At 67.5% G+C, this 19,912-nt stretch carries 19 protein-coding genes; 12 read left to right on the top strand and 7 right to left on the bottom strand.

Going from position 1 to position 19,912, the window contains the following annotated elements:
* Nucleotides 1-25 precede the first annotated feature (25 nt).
* The gene (locus tag AC1RHV_RS22785; RefSeq protein WP_492302045.1) at nt 26-1,357 is read right to left on the bottom strand and encodes an arylsulfatase; all 1,332 of its coding nucleotides are present in this window, start codon (nt 1,355-1,357) and stop codon (nt 26-28) included.
* 96 nt (nt 1,358-1,453) lie between these two features.
* Here AC1RHV_RS22785 and AC1RHV_RS22780 point away from each other — a divergent pair, with 96 nt between their 5' ends.
* Nucleotides 1,454-2,347 (top strand): LysR family transcriptional regulator, encoded by an 894-nt coding sequence (locus AC1RHV_RS22780; protein WP_492302044.1) that lies wholly within the window; start codon nt 1,454-1,456, stop codon nt 2,345-2,347.
* On the opposite strand, the gene AC1RHV_RS22775 is transcribed toward AC1RHV_RS22780, so the two are convergent.
* The 5 genes from AC1RHV_RS22775 to AC1RHV_RS22755 are packed head-to-tail and all read right to left on the bottom strand — an operon-like array spanning nt 2,344 to nt 6,717.
* On the bottom strand, nt 2,344-3,138 hold the full coding sequence (locus AC1RHV_RS22775; protein ID WP_492302042.1) for an SDR family NAD(P)-dependent oxidoreductase: 795 nt from the start codon (nt 3,136-3,138) through the stop codon (nt 2,344-2,346). The two genes, AC1RHV_RS22780 and AC1RHV_RS22775, sit on opposite strands and share 4 nt — an antisense overlap.
* The gene (locus tag AC1RHV_RS22770; RefSeq protein WP_054450381.1) at nt 3,138-3,932 is read right to left on the bottom strand and encodes an ABC transporter permease; all 795 of its coding nucleotides are present in this window, start codon (nt 3,930-3,932) and stop codon (nt 3,138-3,140) included. The genes AC1RHV_RS22775 and AC1RHV_RS22770 overlap by 1 nt, the downstream gene beginning before the upstream one ends.
* Nucleotides 3,920-4,729 carry an ABC transporter permease gene (locus AC1RHV_RS22765; RefSeq protein WP_054450384.1) on the bottom strand — a complete coding sequence of 270 codons (810 nt, stop codon included), beginning with the start codon at nt 4,727-4,729 and terminating at the stop codon, nt 3,920-3,922. Before AC1RHV_RS22765 ends, AC1RHV_RS22770 begins: the two co-directional genes overlap by 13 nt.
* On the bottom strand, nt 4,722-5,645 hold the full coding sequence (locus AC1RHV_RS22760) for an NAD(P)-dependent oxidoreductase (RefSeq protein WP_054450385.1): 924 nt from the start codon (nt 5,643-5,645) through the stop codon (nt 4,722-4,724). Before AC1RHV_RS22760 ends, AC1RHV_RS22765 begins: the two co-directional genes overlap by 8 nt.
* A gap of 19 nt (nt 5,646-5,664) precedes the next feature.
* Nucleotides 5,665-6,717, bottom strand: coding sequence for a LacI family DNA-binding transcriptional regulator (locus AC1RHV_RS22755; protein ID WP_054450386.1), 1,053 nt, complete (start codon nt 6,715-6,717; stop codon nt 5,665-5,667).
* A 221-nt stretch (nt 6,718-6,938) separates the two neighbouring features.
* Here AC1RHV_RS22755 and AC1RHV_RS22750 point away from each other — a divergent pair, with 221 nt between their 5' ends.
* From AC1RHV_RS22750 to AC1RHV_RS22700, 11 genes are all read left to right on the top strand, one after another.
* Nucleotides 6,939-7,991, top strand: coding sequence for an ABC transporter substrate-binding protein (locus tag AC1RHV_RS22750; protein WP_492302039.1), 1,053 nt, complete (start codon nt 6,939-6,941; stop codon nt 7,989-7,991).
* 30 nt (nt 7,992-8,021) lie between these two features.
* Nucleotides 8,022-9,335 (top strand): sulfopropanediol 3-dehydrogenase, encoded by a 1,314-nt coding sequence (gene hpsN, locus AC1RHV_RS22745; RefSeq protein WP_054450388.1) that lies wholly within the window; start codon nt 8,022-8,024, stop codon nt 9,333-9,335.
* Nucleotides 9,336-9,354: 19 nt separating this feature from the next.
* Nucleotides 9,355-10,116, top strand: a complete 762-nt coding sequence (locus AC1RHV_RS22740; RefSeq protein ID WP_254593310.1) for an SDR family NAD(P)-dependent oxidoreductase — start codon at nt 9,355-9,357, stop codon at nt 10,114-10,116.
* 24 nt (nt 10,117-10,140) lie between these two features.
* A complete protein-coding gene (locus AC1RHV_RS22735; RefSeq protein ID WP_492302037.1) occupies nt 10,141-11,130 on the top strand; it encodes an alcohol dehydrogenase catalytic domain-containing protein in 990 nt (329 codons plus the stop codon).
* Nucleotides 11,131-11,209: 79 nt separating this feature from the next.
* Nucleotides 11,210-12,022 (top strand): ABC transporter permease, encoded by an 813-nt coding sequence (locus AC1RHV_RS22730; RefSeq protein WP_054450393.1) that lies wholly within the window; start codon nt 11,210-11,212, stop codon nt 12,020-12,022.
* The gene (locus AC1RHV_RS22725) at nt 12,010-12,828 is read left to right on the top strand and encodes an ABC transporter permease (protein ID WP_054450394.1); all 819 of its coding nucleotides are present in this window, start codon (nt 12,010-12,012) and stop codon (nt 12,826-12,828) included. Before AC1RHV_RS22730 ends, AC1RHV_RS22725 begins: the two co-directional genes overlap by 13 nt.
* A 68-nt stretch (nt 12,829-12,896) precedes the next feature.
* A complete protein-coding gene (locus AC1RHV_RS22720) occupies nt 12,897-13,979 on the top strand; it encodes an ABC transporter substrate-binding protein (protein ID WP_492302034.1) in 1,083 nt (360 codons plus the stop codon).
* A 36-nt stretch (nt 13,980-14,015) separates the two neighbouring features.
* Nucleotides 14,016-14,834 carry an ABC transporter ATP-binding protein gene (locus AC1RHV_RS22715; protein ID WP_054450398.1) on the top strand — a complete coding sequence of 273 codons (819 nt, stop codon included), beginning with the start codon at nt 14,016-14,018 and terminating at the stop codon, nt 14,832-14,834.
* Between the two features lie 12 nt (nt 14,835-14,846).
* On the top strand, nt 14,847-17,075 hold the full coding sequence (locus tag AC1RHV_RS22710) for an alpha-ketoacid dehydrogenase subunit alpha/beta (RefSeq protein WP_492302033.1): 2,229 nt from the start codon (nt 14,847-14,849) through the stop codon (nt 17,073-17,075).
* Nucleotides 17,076-17,098: 23 nt separating this feature from the next.
* Nucleotides 17,099-17,551, top strand: coding sequence for a VOC family protein (locus AC1RHV_RS22705; RefSeq protein ID WP_088138916.1), 453 nt, complete (start codon nt 17,099-17,101; stop codon nt 17,549-17,551).
* Nucleotides 17,552-17,612: 61 nt separating this feature from the next.
* Entirely contained in the window at nt 17,613-18,983 is a 1,371-nt protein-coding gene (locus AC1RHV_RS22700; RefSeq protein WP_492302031.1) for an alpha/beta fold hydrolase, read from the top strand.
* Here the strand turns inward: AC1RHV_RS22700 and gcvA are convergent.
* Entirely contained in the window at nt 18,946-19,857 is a 912-nt protein-coding gene (gene gcvA / locus AC1RHV_RS22695) for a transcriptional regulator GcvA (RefSeq protein ID WP_054450403.1), read from the bottom strand. The two genes, AC1RHV_RS22700 and gcvA, sit on opposite strands and share 38 nt — an antisense overlap.
* Nucleotides 19,858-19,912 lie beyond the last annotated feature (55 nt).

The raw sequence follows: 19,912 nt of genomic DNA, 5'->3' as shown, positions 1-19,912 counted from the left end.
TTTTTTGCTCAGGCCGCCGCGCGTCTCAGCTCGGATCCGGCTTGCCGGGCGGCGTATTCGGATGCGCGGCGCAGGACTGATTGAAGGACTGCACCATTTTCAGGATGGGCCCCAGCACCCAGGTATTGAAGATGAGGATGTCGCTTTCTTCCTTGGGGTCCTGCTTCAGGTTGAAGAGGTACGGCGACTCCAGTTTTCCCTTGCCTTCGTTGACCTTGGGTTCCCAGTAGAAATGCAGCTTCCAGTCGCGCCATTTGACCGCGCGCAGGTCGTTCTTGATGTAGAACAGGAAGCCCTCGCGCAGCGAGGTCGGGCTGGCGCCGGTGAAGAAGTCGGTCTGGTCTATGCCGTCGATGGGACGGTCCTGCGGCATGGACGCGCCGCCGATGCGCGACAGCGTGGTGTACAGGTCGGTGACGTGCACGATCTCGTTGGAGACCTGGCCGGGTTGGACCTTGCCCGGCCAGCGGATCATGAAGGGCACGCGCAGGCTGCCTTCCATGGCCGTGTGGTAGGTGCCGGTCCAGGGACCGGCGGTGCCGCGGTAGGGCTTGCGGAATTCCGGGCCATTGTCGCTGCAGAAGATGAACACGGTGTCGTCGCGCAGCTTCAGTTCATCCACCGCCTGCACGATCTGGCCGACGCGGTGGTCCATTTCCACCATGGAGTCGGCGAAGTCGCCGGCGCCGGTGCGCCCCGCGAAGTCCGGGTGCGGCAGGGTGGGAAAGTGCAGGTGCACCAGCGGCAGGTACAGGAAGAAGGGGCGGCTGGCCTCTGCATGCTTGCGCATGAAGCCGATGGACCGGTCGACCAGTTCGGCGTCGATGCCGCGGCGGGTCTCCAGATCGTAGACCTTGACGTTTTCCGAAGGCGAGCCGGCCTGGCCCTGCATGATGTGCGGGATGTCGGCGACCGAGGGATCGAAGCCGATGGACGAGGTGAACTGGCTTTCGTCCGTGGTGCGCGGGATGCCATACCACTCGTCGAAGCCGCGATCGGACGGATAGCGGCCGGGGATGTCGCCCAGGTGCCACTTGCCGTAATGCGCCGTGGCGTAGCCCTGGCCGGACAATTGCTGGGCCAGCGTGATTTCATCGCGCGCCAGGCCTTGTGGCAGGCCGGGAGGGACGGATTGCAGGCAACCGGTGCGGATGGGATGGCGCCCGCTCATCAGCGCGGAGCGCGTGGGCACGCAGTCGCTTTCCACGTTGAAGTTCTGCAGCAGCAGTCCTTCCGAGGCCAGCCGGTCGATGTTGGGGGTGGGCGCGCCGCGCAGCGCGCCGCCGCCGTAGCAGCCCAATTCGCCCCATCCCAGGTTGTCGGCCACGATCAATACGATATTGGGCTTCTTGTCCACGCGCTGCGTCTCCTGTCTGCGGGTTTATCCAGGGATTCTAGGAGCGCAGGCCTGGCTTAATATTCCTGAAGCTGAGTCTATGCATAACCAACGATTATGAATCTGTCCCTGCGCGACATCGAGTACTTCCTGGCCGTGGTGGAACACGGCAACCTGGACCGCGCCGCGGCCGCCTGCGGCGTCAGCCAGCCGGCGCTGTCCAAGTCCCTGCAACGGCTGGAAGCCGATACCGGGCTGGCGTTGCTGGACCGCGGCGGCCGCGGGCTGCGCCTGACCTCGGCGGGCCTGGCGTTCCGCGAGCATGCGCAGCGGCTCTGGGCGGAGTACCGCGACGCCGTGCGCAATGCGATGGAGCTGCGCCTGGGCGAGGCCGGGCTGCTGCGTATCGGCGCGACCGGCGCTACCGTGGACAGCGTGGTGATGCCGGCGCTGCGCCGCCTGCTGCCGCGCCGGCCCGCGCTGCGGGTGCAGCTGACGCAAGGCCAGTCGGACGATCTCAACGAGCAGGTCGCGGGCGGCAGGCTGGACCTTGCGGTGACACCGATCTATGCCGACGTGCCGGGCTCGCTGCATCAGGAATCGATACGCGAGGACGGCCTGTGCGTGGCCGCCAGCCGCAAGCATCCGCTGGCGTCGCGGCGCAAGCTGGCGTTGCGCGACCTGGCAGGCCAACGCTGGATCCTGCCCATGCAGGGGTCGGTGGCGCGCCAGGCGCTGGAGGCCCGCTATGCCGAGGCGGGCCTGCCGCAACCTGCGGCGGCGCTGGAGGTGCAGCATTTTTCCGGGGGCGCGCTGGCGTTGTTGGCGGCCTCGGACCTGCTGGCGCTGATGCCGCATAGTGCGCTGGGTCCAGGCATTGCGGAACTGCCGGTGGCGCTGGGCCGGCCTCTGCGGCGCAGCATGGCGCTGGTTACGCGGCACGGCGCCACCTGGTCGCCGCTGATGCAGGAGTTCCGCGCGGCGGTGCTGGAGGCCACGCCCCGCGCTTAGCCAGCTTGCGGAAAGCCCCCGTAGGGCGCCCATCCAGATCCTGCGATGACGCCGCCGTCGCAGGGGATGGTGGCGCCAGTGATGACCGAGGCCGCCGGCGACAGCAGGAAGAACACCACTTCCGCGATCTCGCGCGGCTGCATCAGGCGGCCCAGCGGCGTGGCGTTCAGGATCGGCGTCATGTCACGTTCCCCCTGCCGTTCCTTGGGTTTCAGGAAGGGCGTGTCGGTCCAGCCGGGCGCGATGGCGTTGACCCGCAAGCCGCGGCGCGCCCAATGCACCGCGAGGGCTTCGGTCAGGTTGACCACGGCGGCCTTGGCCGGGCCATAGGCCAGTACCGGGCCGGGGCGGAACGACAGCACGGACGCCACGTTGACGACCGCCCCGCGCCCGCGTTCGGCCATCGCGCTGCCGAATACGCGGCAGGCGATATAGGTGCCTTTCAGGTGGGAATCCACCACACGGGCCCAGGCCTCCACCGGATAGTCTTCGATGGCGGTTGGAACCTGGGCGATACCGGCGCAGTTCACCAGTCCGTTGACCGCGGGTAGGAGGGCGGCAAGCCGTTCCTGAGTGGCCCGCAGTCCGGCCTCGTCCAGCACGTCGCCCGGGGCGGCCACCGCGCGCGGCCCCAGTTCCCGCGCCAGCGTATGCGCGGCTTCCTGGTTGAGGTCAAGGATGGCCGCGGAGCCGCCCGCTTCGATCACCCGCCTGCATACCGCCGCGCCGATGCCGCTTGCGCCGCCTGTGACAATGACCGACAAGGTTGAGTCTGGCGTTGCGTGGTCCATCAACGTCCCCAGCGCGCCTTCAGGCGCTGTTCAAACATGCGCAGCGCAACGTCGATGCAGATGCCGACGATGCCGATGGCGATCATGCCGGCCATGACGATATTGGTGGCGACGTTGAGCTGCCCCTGGACCATCATGTAGCCGATGCCGTTGCCCACCACGATCAGTTCCGCGCCCACCAGCGATTGCCAGCCGATGCCGGCGCTGACGCGCAGGCCGGCCAGGATGGAAGGCAGGGACGCCGGCAGCAGCACTTCGGCCACGATGCGCGGGCCGCTGGCGCCCAGCGTGCGCGAGGCTTCCAGCAGTCGCGTGTCGACGAACTTGGCGCCGCGGTAGGCGCTGATCAGGCAGGGCGGAAAGGCGCCGGCGAAGATGATCAGGGTGGGTCCGCCGATGCCGGTGCCGAACCACAGGCCGGCGAACGGCACCCAGGCGATGGGCGCCACGAAGCGCAACGCATCGAAGAACGGACTGACCACGTCGTCCAGCCAGCGGTACCAGCCCATCAGCAGGCCCAGCGGTATGCCTACCGCCGCGGCCAGCAGGAAGCCGCAGGCGAAGCGGTAGAGGCTGGCGCCCAGGTGCGTCCAGAGCGTGGCGCCGGAATAGGGTTCGCTGCTGTACTGCGCGATGGTCTGCAGCACGGTCAGCGGGCCGGGCAGGTAGTTGGGCGGGAACACGCCCGCCACGCTCAGCAGATGCCAGGCCAGGAAGAAGCCGGCCAGCCCCAGGCAGGACAAGCCGAAGGTGAAGGCGGGCGGGTCGCCCGAGGCGCGTGTCAGCGTAGCCATGGCAAGGCCCTCTTTTCGATCCATTCCAGTCCGCGTGTCATCACCGCGCCCAACAGGCCCACCCAGACCATTGCGTACAGGATCATGCCGGGCCGGATGTCCAGCGCCGCGGTGTCCAGCACCTTGCCCAGGCCGATGAAGGCGCCGATGAGTTCGGCTGCCACCAGCGTCATCCACGCGGTCTGCAGCGACAGCCGCAGGCCGGTGAAGATCATGGGCATGGAGCCGGGTATCAGGACCTCGCGCAGCATGCGGACGGGATTGCCCGCGCCGTGCACGCGCGCGGCCTCGATCAGCGTGGGGTCGATGTTGCGCACGCCTGCGTAGGTGTTGATGACGGCAGGTGTGAACGAGGACACCCAGATCAGGAAGATCTTCGCCGGATCCCCCAGGCCCAGCCACAGGATGGCCAGCGGGATCCAGGCCAGTGGCGGAATCGGGCGCAGCAGCGAGAACACCGGCCCGACCAGCGCGTCGATGCGCTTGCTGAATCCCATCAGCAGCCCTAGCGGCACGCCGGTGCCGATCGCGACCAGGAATCCCAGGAATACCAGGCGCAGGCTGTGGCCGATGTGCTGGAACAGCGTGCCGCCGGCATAGCCGGAATCGCGCGAGAGCTGCACCGCGGCCTGCCAGGTGGTGAGCGGGGTGGGAAAGCGCGCGCCATTGACCAGGCCCAGCGCCGACACGATCCACCAGGCGGCAAAGGCGATGGCGACGGCCGCCACGCCCACGGTGATTCGGCGGCGCGATGCGCGCGGCCGCCGCGCGGGCAGGGTTGCGATGTGCTCACTCATGGCCGGACCCCGTCGCCTGGCGGTCCAGATGGGCCACGTCCTCGAGCAGCAGCAGCATGGCGGTGCAATCCTGCTCCTGCCGTCCCCATGATTTGGCCAGCGCGAACATCTCGCGGGCGTAGCCGCCCAGGCCCAGCGGCGCACCCACCGAGGCGGCCAGGTTCATGGCCAGGTTGATGTCCTTGTAGCCCATGCGCATGGGGAAGTCGGGGCTGATGTCGCCCGCCAGCACCTTGCCGGGAAAATTGGTCAGGAGCTGTCCACGCCCCGCAGTGGTGTTGGACAGCACCTTGACGACAGTGGCGCGGTCCAGCCCGAGCTTGGCGGCGAACATCAGCGCTTCGCCCGTCAGCACCATGCCGACCATGGACATGTAGTTGTTGACCAGCTTGAGCCGGATGCCCGAACCGAAAGGGCCCACGTGCACGATCTCGTTGGCCATGGCGGCGAAGATGGGCGCGGCCTGGTCGAAGTCGGCCTGCGCGCCGCCGGCCATGATCAAGGCCTTGCCCTGCGCCGCCTCGCGCGGCGTGCGCCCCACGGGGGCATCCATGCAACGCAGGCCCAGGGCTGCGAGATCGGCGGCGATGCGGTCCGTCTCGACCGCGTCGCCCGTGCTCATTTCAATGACCAGGGCGCCCGGATTCAAGCCCGCCGCCGCGCCATCGGCGCCGAACAAGGCGTCGCGGACGTGGGTCGAGGTGGGCAGCATGGTGATCGCCACGTCGCAGCCGCGGGCGGCGTCCAGTGGCGTGGCGGCCCGCCGGAAGCCGGTGTCGGCCAGGCGCTCCATGGCTGCGGGAACGACGTCGTAGCCTGATACTGCATACCCTTGCGCGGCCAGGTTGCGCAGCATCGCGCTCCCCATGACGCCCAGGCCCAGGAATGCAATGCGGGGTGATTCGATGTGTTCCATGGGGCTTGCTCCGTTGTGGTCAGCGGCCTAGCCGCGCACTGGTGCTGCTGCGCGGCGGCGCGGTGGTGTCGCGGACGATCAATTCCAGTTCGATGCAGACGTTTTCGGGCGGCGTGTCGGCATCGGCGGCCAGCAGGATCTGGGCGGCGCGCTGGCCCAGCTCGAAGGCCGGCACGTTCAGGGTGGTGATGCCGGGCCGGCAATGGGCCGCCATTTCGATATTGTCGAAGCCCGTGATCGAAATCTGCTCGGGCACGCGCAGGTTTTGCCACAGGCATTCCTGCAGCGCCCCATAGGCCAGGATGTCATTGCCGCACATGACCGCGGTGGGCGGCTCGGGCAGGCGCAGCAGGGTGGCCATGGCGCGGCGGGCTTCGGGCACGGTGTAGGGCTTTTCGATGACGTATTGCGGCGGCAGTTCGATGCCGCGGCGCGTCAGGGCGCGCGTGAAGCCGGCGACGCGGTCGGCGGCGCGGTCGTTGTCCTTGGAGATGCCGGCGATCACGCCAAGTCGGCGGTGGCCGATGTCCAGCAGGTAGTCGGCGATGCGCTGCGCAGCCGCGGCGTTGTCCCAGCCCACCATGGGCCAGGAATCGGCGGCGTCGTAATGGCAGGTGGTGACGAAGGGGATGCCCTTGGAGTGCAGCAGTTCGTAGAGTTCCGGGTCGCGGCTACGCCCGACCAGCATCATGGCGTCCACGCCGCGCTCGATCAGCGCGCGCACTTCACCCGCTTCGCGCGCGGGGCTGTAGTTGGTGCTGGCCAGCAGCAGCTGATAGCCGTGTTCGTGGATCGCTTGCTGCATGCCGTCGACCAGCTTGGCGAACAGGGCACTGTCCACCGTGGGGATGATGGCGCCCATGGTCCGGGTCTTGCGGGAAGCGAGCGAACGGGCTGCGCCGTGCGGCACGTAGCCAGCCTCGGCCAGCAGGGCCATGGCGCGCGCGCGCAGGTCGGGCCGCACTTTTTCCGGGTGGTTCAACACCCGCGACAAGGTTGCCGACGAGATGCCGCCGGCGGCGGCGATGGACTTCAGGGTGTCCCCGGATAGGGGAGCCGACTTTCGCTTCATGTTTTGAAAGCGCTTTCAGAAATTTGATGGTGTGAATATACAGTTATTGAAACGCGATGGTCTATCTCTAGGGTTTTCTCGGGGTTGAACGAGATTCTTCCGCGCTTATTCTTTGTATGCGCTTTCAAAAAACGAGCCCGGACGCAGATTCGGGCCTGCTATCCGGGGAATGTCGCGGCAGCTCGCGCATGCAGACCGGAATCCACTATCGGAGACTAAGCATGTCGAGAATCCCCCGCATCCTGGGGCTGTGCCTGGCGCCGCTGGGCGCCTTGTTGTTGAGCCCGTCCGTGTCGGCCCAGACGCCGACTCCCATCAAGGTCAGCTACCAGATTGCCTATTGGGCGCTGCCGATCTACATCGCCACGGAAAAGAACTGGTGGGCGGAAGCCGGCCTGAAGCCGGAGTTCGTGGTGTATCCGGCGGGGGCGCAGCAGATTGCCGGCGCCGCATCCAAGTCCTGGGACGTGGGCGGAACGGGGTCGCCGCCCGCGGTGCTGGGCGCGCAGCGCTATGGCATCGTGACCCTCGGCGTCACTAATGACGAGTCGACCGCCAACGGCGTGATGGCGCGCAAGGAAAACGCCGCCGCCGTGCGCAGCAACGCGGCCAAGGAAGTGAAGGGCAAACAGATCCTCCTCAGTCCGAACTCGACGGGCGAATACGCCACCATGGCCTGCCTGAAGAAATGGGGCATGCAGCGCAGCGATGTCAGCGTGGTGACGCTGGCCCCGGCGCAGCTGGTGTCCGCCTACACCGGCGGCAACGGCATGCTGGCCGGCACCTGGGCGCCCAATTTCTATACGCTCAACGAACAGATCGGCGCGGAAGTCGTGTGCAGCGGCAAGGACGCGGGCGTGATGATTCCTGGCGCGCTGGTGGCCCGCGGTGAATTCGCCCAGCAGAATCCGGACGCGGTCGCCAAGTTCCTGGCGGTGTACTTGCGGGCCGTCAGCTTCGAGAAGAACAACAAGGCGGAAGCCGTGGGCTACCTGCGCAAGCTGTTCCAGGCCAACGGCATCAAGCTCAACGACGGTTACCTGGGACAGGAGCTGGAACGGCCGATCTTCACGCTCGACGAGCAGCTCAAGCTGATGTCGCGCACTGGCGGCAAGTCCACGCTGGACAACGCCTACGAGGCGCTGTCGGGCTACCTGAAGAGCGTGGGCACGCTCACCGAGGTGCCGGACCCCAAGGCCTACATCACGGACGACTACATGAAGCGCGTCGACCAGACCCCGGCGCTCAAGACTTTCGCCAACAAGACCAACTGAGCTTCATCCATTCTTCCGCGAGGCCATACCATGGCAGTAAGCAAGCTCAAGTCCGCGTCCAGGCAGCCCCAGGCCAACGAGGCCGCCGCGCGCGAGGTCGCCGCCGAGATGCTGGCGAACATCAAGTCGGGCGGCGAGGCCGCGGTGCGCGACTACGCCCGGCGGCTGGATAAATGGGAGGGGGACATCCTGGTCGGCGCCACCGAGATGGAACGGCGCACCGCGTCCATTCCCGACGGCATCAAGCGCGACATCGAGTTCGCCGCCGGCCAGGTGCGCAAGTTCGCGCAGGCCCAGATGGCCTCGGTGCGCGAGTTCGAGCTGGAACTCGCGCCGGGTCTGGTCGCAGGCCAGCGCCTGATACCGGTCAACGTGGCGGGCTGCTATGTGCCCACCGGGCGCTACGCGCACATCGCCTCGGCCTACATGAGTATTGCCACCGCCAAGGCGGCCGGCGTGCCCATGGTCATCGCCTGCTCCACGCCGTACCGCGGCGAGGGCATACATCCGCAAGTGCTGTATGCCATGCAGGTGGCGGGCGTGGATGCCGTGATGACGCTGGGGGGCGTGCAGGCGATCGCCGCCATGGCCTATGGCCTGTTCACCGGCAAACCGGCCGATATCATCGTCGGGCCGGGCAACAAGTTCGTGGCGGAAGCCAAGCGCATGCTCTTCGGCAGCGTGGGCATCGACGTGTTCGCCGGGCCTTCGGAGGTCTGCATCATCGCCGACGCGTCGGCGGATCCGGCTATCGTCGCCTCGGATCTGGTCGGGCAGGCCGAGCATGGCCACGAGTCGCCGGCCTGGCTGATCGCCACCGACCGCAAGCTGGCCGAAGCGGTGCTCAAGCAAGTGCCCGAACTGATCGCGGCCCTGCCGCCCACCGCAAGGGACGCGGCCGGCGCCGCCTGGCGCGACTACGGCGAGGTGGTGCTGTGCGATACGCGCGAAGAGGCGGTCGAGGTCTCGGACCGCTACGCCAGCGAACACCTGGAGGTCCATTGCGAAGACCTGGACTGGTGGTTCCGGCATCTGACCTGCTATGGCTCGCTGTTTCTGGGCGAGGAAACCACGGTGGCGTTCGGCGACAAGGCCAGCGGCACCAACCACATCCTGCCCACCAAGGGCGCGGCGCGCTATTCGGGCGGCCTGTCCGTGCACAAGTTCATCAAGACCGTCACCTGGCAGCGCATGACGCGCCAGGCCAGCCGTGACACCGCCCAGGTGACGGCGCGGATCTCGCGCCTGGAAGGCATGGAAGCGCATGCGCGCACGGCTGACGACCGCCTGGCCAAGTACTTCCCCAAAGAGTCCTTCGAACTGGGCGAACCCGTGCGGGAGTAAAGCCATCATGCAGAATGACATGTCCCGCCTGTTCGACCTCGACGGCCGCGTCGCGCTGGTAAGCGGCGGCAGTTCCGGCATAGGCCGGGCCATTGGCCTGGCGCTGGCGCGGGCCGGCGCCAGCGTGGTGCTGGTGGCGCGGCGCGAGCACGAGCTGGCTTGCGCCGCCAGCGAATTCGAAGCGCAAGGCCTGCGTGCGCGCGCGTTGCCCTGCGATCTGGCCGACCGCGATGCGTTGCGCGACTTTGCCGACCGCGCGGCGCAACCTTTCGGCGCGCCCGACATCCTGGTCAATGCCTCGGGCATCAATGTGCGCAAGTCCTTCGAGGACACGGCTGACGATGATTGGGACCGCTCGCTGGCGATCAACCTGACCGCACCGTTCCTGTTGACCCGCGCGCTGGCGCCGGCCATGCGCGAACGCGGCTGGGGCCGCATCATCAACATTACCTCGCTGCAGTGCGTGCGCGCCTTTCCCGACAGCGCGCCCTATGGCGCGTCCAAGGGCGGCCTGATGCAGCTGACCCGAGCCATCGCCGAGTACTGGTCGCGCCACGGAGTCACCTGCAACGCGATCGCGCCGGGCTTCTTCGAGACGCCGCTGACCGCGCCCGTGATGAGCGACCCGGCCCGCGTGCAGGCCCTGGCGGGCAGCACCATGATCGGCCGCAATGGCCGGCTGGAAGACCTGCACGGCGCGGCAGTGTTCCTGGCGAGCGAGGCGTCGGCCTACATAACCGGGCAGACCCTGTTCATAGACGGCGGCTTTTCGGCCCGCTGACCGGCATCTCCATGGAGCCTCGCCATGAAAGCCCTTGTCTACACCGCGCCCGGCCAGCTGACCTTCCGCGATGAGCCCGATCCCGCGCCAGCGGACGGCGATGCGCTGCTGCGCATCGAGGCCGTGGGCATCTGCGGCTCGGACATGCATGCCTACCATGGGCATGATCCCCGCCGCAATCCGCCGCTGATCCTGGGCCACGAGTTCGTCGGCACGCTGGTGGGCGGCAGCCGCGCCGGCCAGCGGGTCACCGGCAATCCGCTGATCCACTGCGGCCAGTGCGATTTCTGCGTGCAGGGCCGCAACAATCTCTGCCGCAACCGCGGCATGGTGGGCATGACGCGTCCCGGCGCCTTCGCCGAGTTCATGGCCATACCCGAACGCTGCCTGATATCCGTGCCGCAGGACATGCCGGCCGCCGCGGCCGCGCTGACCGAACCCGCGGCCACGGCCTTGCACGGCGTGGCGCTGGCGCAGCGGGCGTTGTTCCGGCCATTGGCCGAAGCCCGCGCGCTGGTCGTGGGCGGCGGCGCCATAGGCCTCCTGACGGCGCTGCTGCTGCGCAGCCAGGGCTGCCGCGTCAGCTTGGCGGAGACCAATCCCTTGCGGCGCGCTTCGGCGCAGCAGCACGCGGGCTGCACGGCCTTCGATCCGCGCGAGGCGGCACCCGAACCGGGCGCATATGAACTGGTGGTGGACGCGGTAGGCAGCAAGCTCACGCGCGCCGCGGCGCTGGCCGCGGTGCAGCCGGGCGGCGTCATGCTGCACATCGGCCTGCAGGACTGGGCCAGCGAGATCGACATGCGGCGGCTGACGCTGGAGGAGATCACCCTCATCGGCGCCTATACCTACACCAGCGCGGATCTGCGCGCCACGGTGGACGCGCTGCATCGCGGCGTCTTCGGCGACCTGTCCTGGATCGAGGAGCGCGAACTGGGCGCGGGCGCGCGGGCTTTCTCTGACCTCGATGGCGGACGCGCGGCGTCGGCAAAGATCGTGCTGAGGACGCATTGACATGGCCCGCCATCCTCTTTCCCCGCCCGTCGTCGGGGGCGTACCGGCCGCTATGGCCCTGCTCGATCGGAGTGCCGCGATGACCGTCGCCAGGCCTCCCGCCCCTCCACCCGCGCCGGTGCGTCGACGCCTGTCCCTGCGCTGGCTGGTCAGCGGCGCGTCGGTCGCGGCGCTGCTCCTGGCCTGGTACCTGGCCACCGGCCCTTTGGAATTGTTGAGTCCGGTGCAGCTGCCGTCGCCCAGCGATGCCTGGGACGCACTACTGGAGATCGCAGGGGACGGCTATGCCGACGGCACGCTGTGGCAGCACATCGTGGCCAGCACCGGACTGGTGCTGTACGGGTTTGCAGCGGCGGCGCTGACGGGCGTGCCGCTAGGGATCCTGATGGGGCAGAACCGGCTGGTCGAGGCCTACGTCAATCCGGTGTTCCAGATCGTCCGTCCCATTGCGCCCATCGCCTGGATTCCGCTGACCATCCTGTGGTTCGGGCTGGGCACCAGCGCCAAGGTCTTCGTCATCTGGCTGGCAGCTTTCGCGCCGACCGTGATCAATACCTACACCGGCGTGCGCAACATCGACGACACGCTGCTCCAGGCGGCGCGGGTCAATGGCGCGGCGGGCCGCCTGATGCTGCTGGACGTCATCGTTCCAGGCGCGTTGCCCGCCATCTTCACGGGCCTGAGGACCTCGTTGCAGGCTTGCTGGATGGTGCTGGTGGCGGCCGAGCTGGTCGGCTCCTTCGTCGGCCTGGGCCACGTGCTGATCATCGCCACCCGCGACCTGAACTCGGGAATGATCGTGGTGGCCATGGCCGCCGTGGCCGGCATGGGCATGCTGATGTCGGCCCTGCTGGCGCAGGTCGAACGCAAGGTGATGCCATGGAAAGCCTGAACCGCGCCGGCCCGTCGCGCGCGCACGCCCTCGTGTCGCGCCGCGTGCTCGAACGCTGGCTGATGCCGGCGCTGGGCATCGCCACCTTGTTCGGCGGCTGGGCATTGCTGTCCGGGCTGGGCCTGGTATCGCCGGCCTTCCTGCCTGGACCGCTGACGGTGCTGCGCAGCATGGCCGAGCACACGCGCGAACCCTATGCGGGCTCGGTGCTGCAGATGCATCTGCTGGCCAGCCTGGAGAAATTCCTGATCAGCTTCTCCATCGCGGTCCTGCTTGGTGTCCCGCTGGGCTTGTTCATGGGGCGTTTCAAGGCGCTGGATTGGGCGGTGACGCCGGTGTTCGAAGCCTTCCGCTTCATTCCCCCAATCGCCTGGGTGCCGTTCGCGATCTTCTGGTTCGGCACGGGCTTCCTGTCGCCCACCCTGGTGATATTCGCCGGCGCCTTCGCGCCCTGTGTACTGAACGCCTATCGCGGCGCCAGGCAGATCGACCGCGCCTTGATCGAGGCCGGCCAGATGCTGGGGGCTGGGCGCTGGGCGACGTTGACGGAAATTCTGCTGCCGGCCGCATTGGCGCACATCGTCGCTGGCATCCGCGTCGGCGCGGGGTTCGGCTGGCAGTCCTTGATCGGCGCGGAACTGATCGTGGGTTCGACCGGGCTGGGCTACATGATCGTGCAGGGCGGCAGCAATCTGGAACCCGCCATCGTGATCAGCGGAATGATCACCATCGGCCTGATAGGCGCGGGCATCGACTACGGCATGCGCGCCTTGCAGCGCAGGGTGCAGCGCGACTGGTCGCGCTGACCCGGGAAAAAAGGAGGGAGTACAGGCAGGCAGTGCAGGCAGCGTCATTTCATACTGGAGAGAGACAGATGAAACACTACAAAGGCCTCAAGGCCTTGGCAGCGCTCGTGATCGGGTGCTGGCTGGGGGGACCCGGACAGGCGACGGCCCAGGCCGCGCCGGCGGGCGAGGAACTGTTCACCATCCGCATCGGGCAGCAGCCACAGCGGTGGGCGCTGGAGTGGTACATCGCCAGCGAGAAGGGGTGGTGGAAGGAGGTGGGACTGAAGCCTGAGATCTCGACCTTTGCTTCCGGCGCGGTCGAAATCGCGGCGGGCGCGTCTGGTTCATGGGACGTGGGCGGGGCGGGCAATATTCCGTCGCTGCTGGGCGCGTCGAAGTACGGCCTGCAGACCATAGGCATCGCCGACGGCGAGGCCGCCATCATCACGCTGATGGCCACCAAGGACCGGGCGGATGAGTACCTCAAGAACCCGGCGCTGCTCAAGGGCAAGACCATTCCAGTCACCAGCAACTCCACGGGTCAGTGGGGCGCGGCGCAATGCCTGTCACAGAAGTTCGGCCTCAAGCCCGACGACTACCGCTTCGTGAACCTGTCGCCGCCCGACATCAATGCCGCGGTAATGAGCGGCAAGTACGACATTTCCTCGGTGTGGGCGCCCAACACCTACATCCTGGAAGAGGCCATAGGCGCAAAGGTGATCTGTACTGGCGCCGAGCTGAAAATGCCTATCCACAGCTACCTGTTCACGACGCCGGCCTTCGCCAGGAAGCATCCCGACAAGGTCGCCCGCTTCCTGGCGGTTTACCTGCGCGCGGTGGCCTGGCAGCGCGCGCATCCCGAGGAGGCCAAGGCGTATCTGAAAGCCTTTTTCGGCAGCGTGGGCGTGAAGTTCCCCGACAAGTACCTGGCGCAGGAATTGCGCGACCGTCCGGCTTTCGACCTGGCGGAGCAGGCCAAGCTGTTCGCGCCGGGCCCCGGCGGGTCCTCGGAGATCGTGGAGTGGTGGAACAGCGTGGGGGAATTCATGGTGTCCGTGGGCGTGGTCAAGAAGATCCCTGATCCCAAGACCATGGTCACGGGCAAGTATCTGCAGATGATCCAGGACGATCCCAAGCTCAGGGCCTTCGTCTCCGACGTCGCCAGGTAAGCCGGCGGCCGCGGCTCTCAACAAAGGAACGCAAGCATGAGTCAGATTACTTTCGAGCGGGTGCAGCGCACTTTCAGCCGGGGCGGGGAAAGCTTCCTGGCCCTGGACGACGTGAGTTTCGAGGTGGGCGAGAGGGAGTTCGTTTCCATCGTCGGACCGTCTGGCTGCGGCAAGACCACGCTGATGCGCATGGCAGCCGGCCTGGAGTTTCCCTCGGCCGGCAGCGTGCGGGTGGGTGGCAAGGAAGTCGAGGAACCGGGACCGGACCGCGCCGTCGTGTTCCAGCAGTTTGCGCTGTTTCCCTGGAAGACCGTGACCGAGAACATCGGCTTCGGCTTGAAGTGCAAGGGCGCCTCGCGCGAGGCGCGGGCGCGGACCGTGGCGCGCTACATCGAACTGATGGGCCTGGCGGGCTACGAGCAGGCCTATCCGCACCAGCTGTCCGGCGGGATGCAGCAGCGCGTGGCCATCGCCCGCAGCTACGCGCTGGATCCCGACGTGCTGCTGATGGACGAGCCCTTCGGCGCGCTGGACGCCCAGACCCGCGTGGTCATGCAGGAAGAACTGGTCAAGTTGTCCCGCCTCAATCCGCGCACCGTGCTGTTCATCACCCACAGCGTGGAAGAAGCGGTGTATCTGTCCGACCGCGTGGTGGTGCTGACCGGCCGCCCGGGACAGATCAAGGAAATCATCAACGTGGCCGACGTGCGCAAGCGCGAGGACTGGGACAGCATGGAGCGGATCGAGGACGTGATGGACATGGAGGCATTCGTGCACCTGCGCACGCACATCTGGAAGCTGCTGCGGGCGCAGGAAACCGAACCGCTGGATGCCGCCCTGGCCGCGGCTCACTGAAGGGAAGCGTAGATGAAGCACATCAATGAAGGCGCGGCGCCTGCCGCGAAACCCTCGCGGCTTGCCGCCCTGCACACCGACACGCCGTGGTGGCGGCTTACCGCCACCGCCGCGGATGCGGGGGCCATCGCGCCGCGCGAGATGGTCCGCATGCTGGAGCAGTTGATACTGATCCGGCGCTTCGAAGAGAAGCTGCTGAAGCTCAGCGTGGCCGGCATCCTGCATGGTCCGGCGCATTCCAGCATCGGCCAGGACGGCGCCGCCGTGGGCGCCATGTCGGCGCTGGAGTCGGCCGACAAGATCAACGGCACCCACCGCATGCACCACCAGTTTCTTGCCAAGGCGCTGAACCACGCCACACCGGCGGACTATTCGCCGTTGGACTCGGAAACGCTGGATTCGCACCGTGAGGTGGTCTACCGGACCTATGCCGAGATCCTGGGCCTGACGCCTGGCTATTGCGGCGGCCGTGGCGGTTCCATGCACCTGCGCTATCCCGAGGCCGGCATCTATGGGTCCAACGCCATCGTGGGCGGCAATCCGTCGCATGCGGTGGGTTACGCCTTTGCCGACAAGCTGCGCGGCCGCGACCATGTGTCGGTGGCCTTCTTCGGCGACGGCGCCATGCAGAGCGGGGCGGCCTACGAGGCCATGAACCTTGCGGCGCTCTACAACACGCCCACCATTTTCTTCGTGGAAAACAACCTGTACGCCGTGTCCACCCACGTGTCGGAACAGACCCGCGAAACCCGCTTGTCGGCGCGCGGCCTGTCCCTGGGCGTGCCGGCGATAGAGTTCGACGGCATGGACGTGGTCGCTGCGCGCCTGGCCATGCAGGAAGCCCGGGCCATCATCCGCCGCGACGGCGGGCCGGTGCTGCTGGAGGCGCAGACCTACCGCTACCTGCACCAGTCGGGCGCGCTGAAGGGCAGCGCCTTCCGCTACCGCGACAAGGGCGAGGAAGAAGCCTGGGGCGCGCGCGATCCCATTTCGACGTTTCCCGAGCAGCTGAAGTCGCTGGGTCTGATCGACGATGCCGGCATCGCCCGCCTGGAGCGCCGCGCGGAAGAACTGATAGACGGCGCGCTAGGGCGGCTGCTGGAGCACTACGGCGACGAGGCGGCGCAACGCATCCGGCCCGAACTGTGGCCGGACCCGGCCAGCGTGGACAGCGGCATCCGCGGCAACCTGGGCGAACTCGCGGGTCAGCGCGCCATCGAGCTGGAGGAGCAGACGCCAGCGAGTCTGGCGGACGCCAAGTTCCAGGACGTGATTTCGCGCGCCATGCTGCTGAACATGCAGCGCGACGACGGCATCTTCATCCTGGGGGAGGATGTGCATCGCCTGAAAGGCGGCACGGCTGGCGCTACCAAGGACATCGGCGACCATTTTCCGGAACGCCTCATCGGCACGCCCATCTGCGAGAACGGCTTCACCGGCCTGGCGCTGGGCGCGGCGTTGAACGGCATGCGGCCGGTGGTGGAGATCATGTACCCCGACTTCGCGCTGGTGGCGGCGGATCAGCTGTTCAACCAGATCGCCAAGGTGCGCCACATGTTCGGCGGCAAGTTCGCGGTGCCGGTGCTGGTGCGCAGCCGGGTCACGGCGGGCACCGGCTACGGTTCGCAGCATTCCATGGACGCCAGTGGCCTGTTTGCCCAGTATCCAGGGTGGCGCATCCTGGCGCCGTCGCGTCCCTACGATTACATCGGCCTGCTCAATGCCGCGCTGCGCTGCGACGATCCGGTCCTGATGGTGGAATACAACGACCTGTTCAAGACGGTGGGCAAGGTGCCGGCCGAGGACTGGGACTACATCGTGCCCATCGGTCGGGCTCGGGTGGCGCGTGAGGGCACGCGCTGCACCATCCTGACCTATGGCGTCATGGTCGAGGTCTGCTGCCAGGCGGCGGAGCGCACGGGCATCGATGCCCAGGTGATAGACCTGCGCACGCTGGATCCGCTGGGCATCGATTGGGACACCATCGCGGCCGGCGTCATGCGTACGCAGGCGCTGATGATCGTGGAGCAGACTACCCGCGGCACCTCGATCGGCTCGCGGGTCGCGAGCGAGGCGCAGTCGAGGCTGTTCGACTGGCTGGACCACGAGATCGTGCACGTCACGGGCGCCAATTCCTCGCCCGTGGTCTCCAAGGTGCTGGAGCGCGCCGCGCTGGCGGACGCGCAGGCCGTGGAGACGGCCCTGAAATCCATGGACAGCCGCCGCGGCGGCGCCCGCTGAACCGGACGCCATCGGAGAGAAAAATGCTCAAAGACAAACTGCTTGCCACGCATCACACGGCTGTCTGCGTCAATGATTTCGAACGCGCGCGCAATTTCTACACCGGCTTTCTTGGCTTCGAGCTGGAGGGCGAGATGGACCACCGCAGCGAGCCTGCGCTGGGCGAAGTGGTCGGCCTGCCGGGCGCGACCATACGCTGGGCCATGCTGCGCCACGGCGGACACCGGGTGGAACTGTTCAAGTACTACACGCCGGACGGCGACAGGCAGCCGCGCCGCCAATGCGATTTCGGCTACAGCCACATGGCGTTCGAGGTGGAGGACGTGGATGCCGTATACGAGCAGGCCACGCGCGCCGGCTATGAAAGCGTGTCTTCGCCGCGCGTCATGCGGCAAGGGCGCACCAAGGTGTTCTATCTGATGGAGCCTGAAGGCGCCATCACGGAGTTCATCCAGTTCATGAATCCGGCGGCCTGACGCCGCGCTGCGTCACGCTCCGCCGGCCGGGGCGCGCGCATCGATCTTCTGAGGAACAAGCATGACGAGAACGCTGGATATGGTCGTCCCGCCGACGGGCGAGGCCCTGGACGCCGCCCGCCTGGTCGCCTGGATCGTGGCGCCTGGCCAGGCCTTCAAGACGGGCGACGTGCTGGTCGAAATCGAGACCGACAAGTCCATCATCGAGGTGCCCGCGCACGACGACGGGATCATGGTGGAGCATCTGGTCGCGGTGGACGGCATCGTCAACGCGGATACGGTGATCGCACGCGTGCAGATGGAAGGCGAGGCTGCGCCGGCGGCGAGTGCGGCCGGCGTGCCGGCTCAATCCACAGCGGCAACGCCTGCGGCGGCCGCTGCCGCCCCGGCCGCCGCGCGGGCGCCGGTGGCGTCGCCGTCGTTGGCGCGTCCACTCGCGCAGCCTTCAGGAGAGCGCAAGTTCGCCACCCCTGCCGCCCGCCGCGTCGCGGCCGAGCGCGGTATCGCGTTGGACGCGGTTGCGGGGACCGGGCCCAACGGTCGCGTGACGGTGGCGGATGTCGGCCTGGCAAGCGGCAACGGACAGGAGGGCATGCTGGCCCGCGGCGCGCCAGGAGCAAAGCGCGAAGCCTGGGCGGCTACCCGCCATGGCGACATACGGTTCACGGTGTGGGAGGGGAGCCGTCCGGACAGCCAGACGGCGGTGCTGATCCACGGCATGTTCGGCGACCGCGACGCCTGGGCCAGCCTGGCGCATGCGCTCAGCCGCGCCGGACTGCGCGTGCTGGCGATGGATCTTCCTTGCCATGGCGCCACGCGTTCGCAGGCCACGCGCTTCGAGCATATCGTCGATGCGGTGGCCGACACGGTCGCATCCCAGTGCATCGGCCCCGTGAACCTGATCGGCCATTCTTTTGGCGCGGCGGTGGCGGCCCGGGCGGCGTCCCGCCCCGGCATGGCCGTGGACAGCCTGGTGCTGATCGCGCCGGTCGGCCTGGGCACTGAAATCGACCAGAGCTTTCTGACGGGCATGACGCATGCCGGCACCAACGAAGCGGCACAGCGCGAGCTGCAGAAACTCACCGTCTCCGGCATGACGCCGTCGGGAAACTTCATCGACGCCCTGCGCCAGAGCACGCAGGCGCGGCGCGAGCCCCTGATCGAGCTATGCCGGGAAGTAGGCTGGAACGGCGTGCAGCAACTGAGCATCGCGGCCGACCTGGCCAGCCTGCAATGCCGCTGCACGCTGATCCACGGCCGGCGCGACGCCGTCATCCCATGGCGCCACGCGCTGAACGCACCGGCCAGGACCGCGCTGCACCTGCTGCCGGATGCCGGCCACATGCCGCAATGGGAGGCCGGCAAGCTGGTGGCGGATATCGTGTTGGAGGCTTTCAACCGCCAGGCACCAGCGTCTCCATATGCTTGTTGAAGCGTTCGCCTTCCACCATCAGCCAGTCGCAGAAGGTCTTCAGCAAGCGGTCGTGGCGGCGCTCTTCGCGGATGATGAGGAAATAGCCCGGCGACTGCACCGTCAGCGGGCCGAAGGGCGCCAGCAGCCGGCCGTCCTCGATGTCGCTGGCCACCAGCGATGAATAGCCTATGGTCATGCCCAGGCCGTCGAGTGCGGCCTGCAGGGCGAAGTACAGGTGTTCGAGCTCCAGCGATTCGGCCGGCACGACCCGGCTGTGCTGCACGCTGGCCAGCCAGTCGTTCCAGGCGCTACGCCGCGCGCGGCAGTGCAGGAAGGTGTGGCGCGACAGGTCGGTGATGCGTTCCAGCGGCAGCCGCTGCAGGAGGCCGGGCGCGCATACGGGAAAGAAGCTCTCGTTCAGCACTCGGCGCTTGTAGAGGCCGGGGGTGGGCTCGGCCTCGCGCCGGATCACCACGTCCAGATTCGCGGGCAGGCGGCTGAAGGGCTCCAGTCCGGTGGATATCTCTACCTCCACCTCGGGATACTGCTCACGGAACCGGGCCAGCCGGGGAAACAGCCAGCGCATGGTGAAGGTGGGCAGGGCATTGACCCGCAGCACCTCGCGCGAACGCAGGCTGCGCGAGGCCGAGGCGATGGCGTCCAGCGCCGGGCTGATGGTGTCCAGATAGAGCCGGCCCTGATCCGTCAGTTCGATCTTCTTGCCCAGGCGGCGGAACAGCTTCACACCCAACCAGTCTTCCAGCGCCTTGATCTGATGGCTGATGGCGCCATGCGTGACGGATAGCTCGTCCGCGGCCTGGGTGAAGCTCAACTGGCGGCCCGCCGATTCGAAGGCGCGGATGGACGTCAGCGGCGGCAGTCTGGGTTTCATTGTGAAATTACCTCACAACAGTCGCTAGAAATGATGCCTGGCCCCGGCGTCCGCC

This window comes from Achromobacter sp. GW823-FHT04E03 (assembly GCF_058796095.1).
The sequence above is the reverse complement of the archived record's forward strand: the minus strand, read 5'-3'. Positions and strand labels throughout refer to the sequence as shown.

Excerpts from the sequence above, each read along its gene's own strand:
- AC1RHV_RS22770 (WP_054450381.1), bottom strand. The coding sequence starts at position 3,932 with ATGGCTACGCTGACACGCGCCTCGGGCGACCCGCCCGCCTTCACCTTC.
- AC1RHV_RS22735 (WP_492302037.1), top strand. The coding sequence starts at position 10,141 with ATGAAAGCCCTTGTCTACACCGCGCCCGGCCAGCTGACCTTCCGCGAT.
- AC1RHV_RS22750 (WP_492302039.1), top strand. The coding sequence starts at position 6,939 with ATGTCGAGAATCCCCCGCATCCTGGGGCTGTGCCTGGCGCCGCTGGGC.
- AC1RHV_RS22780 (WP_492302044.1), top strand. The coding sequence starts at position 1,454 with ATGAATCTGTCCCTGCGCGACATCGAGTACTTCCTGGCCGTGGTGGAA.
- AC1RHV_RS22740 (WP_254593310.1), top strand. The coding sequence starts at position 9,355 with ATGTCCCGCCTGTTCGACCTCGACGGCCGCGTCGCGCTGGTAAGCGGC.
- AC1RHV_RS22760 (WP_054450385.1), bottom strand. The coding sequence starts at position 5,645 with ATGGAACACATCGAATCACCCCGCATTGCATTCCTGGGCCTGGGCGTC.
- hpsN (WP_054450388.1), top strand. The coding sequence starts at position 8,022 with ATGGCAGTAAGCAAGCTCAAGTCCGCGTCCAGGCAGCCCCAGGCCAAC.
- AC1RHV_RS22710 (WP_492302033.1), top strand. The coding sequence starts at position 14,847 with ATGAAGCACATCAATGAAGGCGCGGCGCCTGCCGCGAAACCCTCGCGG.
- gcvA (WP_054450403.1), bottom strand. The coding sequence starts at position 19,857 with ATGAAACCCAGACTGCCGCCGCTGACGTCCATCCGCGCCTTCGAATCG.
- AC1RHV_RS22725 (WP_054450394.1), top strand. The coding sequence starts at position 12,010 with ATGGAAAGCCTGAACCGCGCCGGCCCGTCGCGCGCGCACGCCCTCGTG.
- AC1RHV_RS22755 (WP_054450386.1), bottom strand. The coding sequence starts at position 6,717 with ATGAAGCGAAAGTCGGCTCCCCTATCCGGGGACACCCTGAAGTCCATC.
- AC1RHV_RS22700 (WP_492302031.1), top strand. The coding sequence starts at position 17,613 with ATGACGAGAACGCTGGATATGGTCGTCCCGCCGACGGGCGAGGCCCTG.
- AC1RHV_RS22775 (WP_492302042.1), bottom strand. The coding sequence starts at position 3,138 with ATGGACCACGCAACGCCAGACTCAACCTTGTCGGTCATTGTCACAGGC.
- AC1RHV_RS22715 (WP_054450398.1), top strand. The coding sequence starts at position 14,016 with ATGAGTCAGATTACTTTCGAGCGGGTGCAGCGCACTTTCAGCCGGGGC.
- AC1RHV_RS22730 (WP_054450393.1), top strand. The coding sequence starts at position 11,210 with ATGACCGTCGCCAGGCCTCCCGCCCCTCCACCCGCGCCGGTGCGTCGA.
- AC1RHV_RS22705 (WP_088138916.1), top strand. The coding sequence starts at position 17,099 with ATGCTCAAAGACAAACTGCTTGCCACGCATCACACGGCTGTCTGCGTC.
- AC1RHV_RS22720 (WP_492302034.1), top strand. The coding sequence starts at position 12,897 with ATGAAACACTACAAAGGCCTCAAGGCCTTGGCAGCGCTCGTGATCGGG.
- AC1RHV_RS22765 (WP_054450384.1), bottom strand. The coding sequence starts at position 4,729 with ATGAGTGAGCACATCGCAACCCTGCCCGCGCGGCGGCCGCGCGCATCG.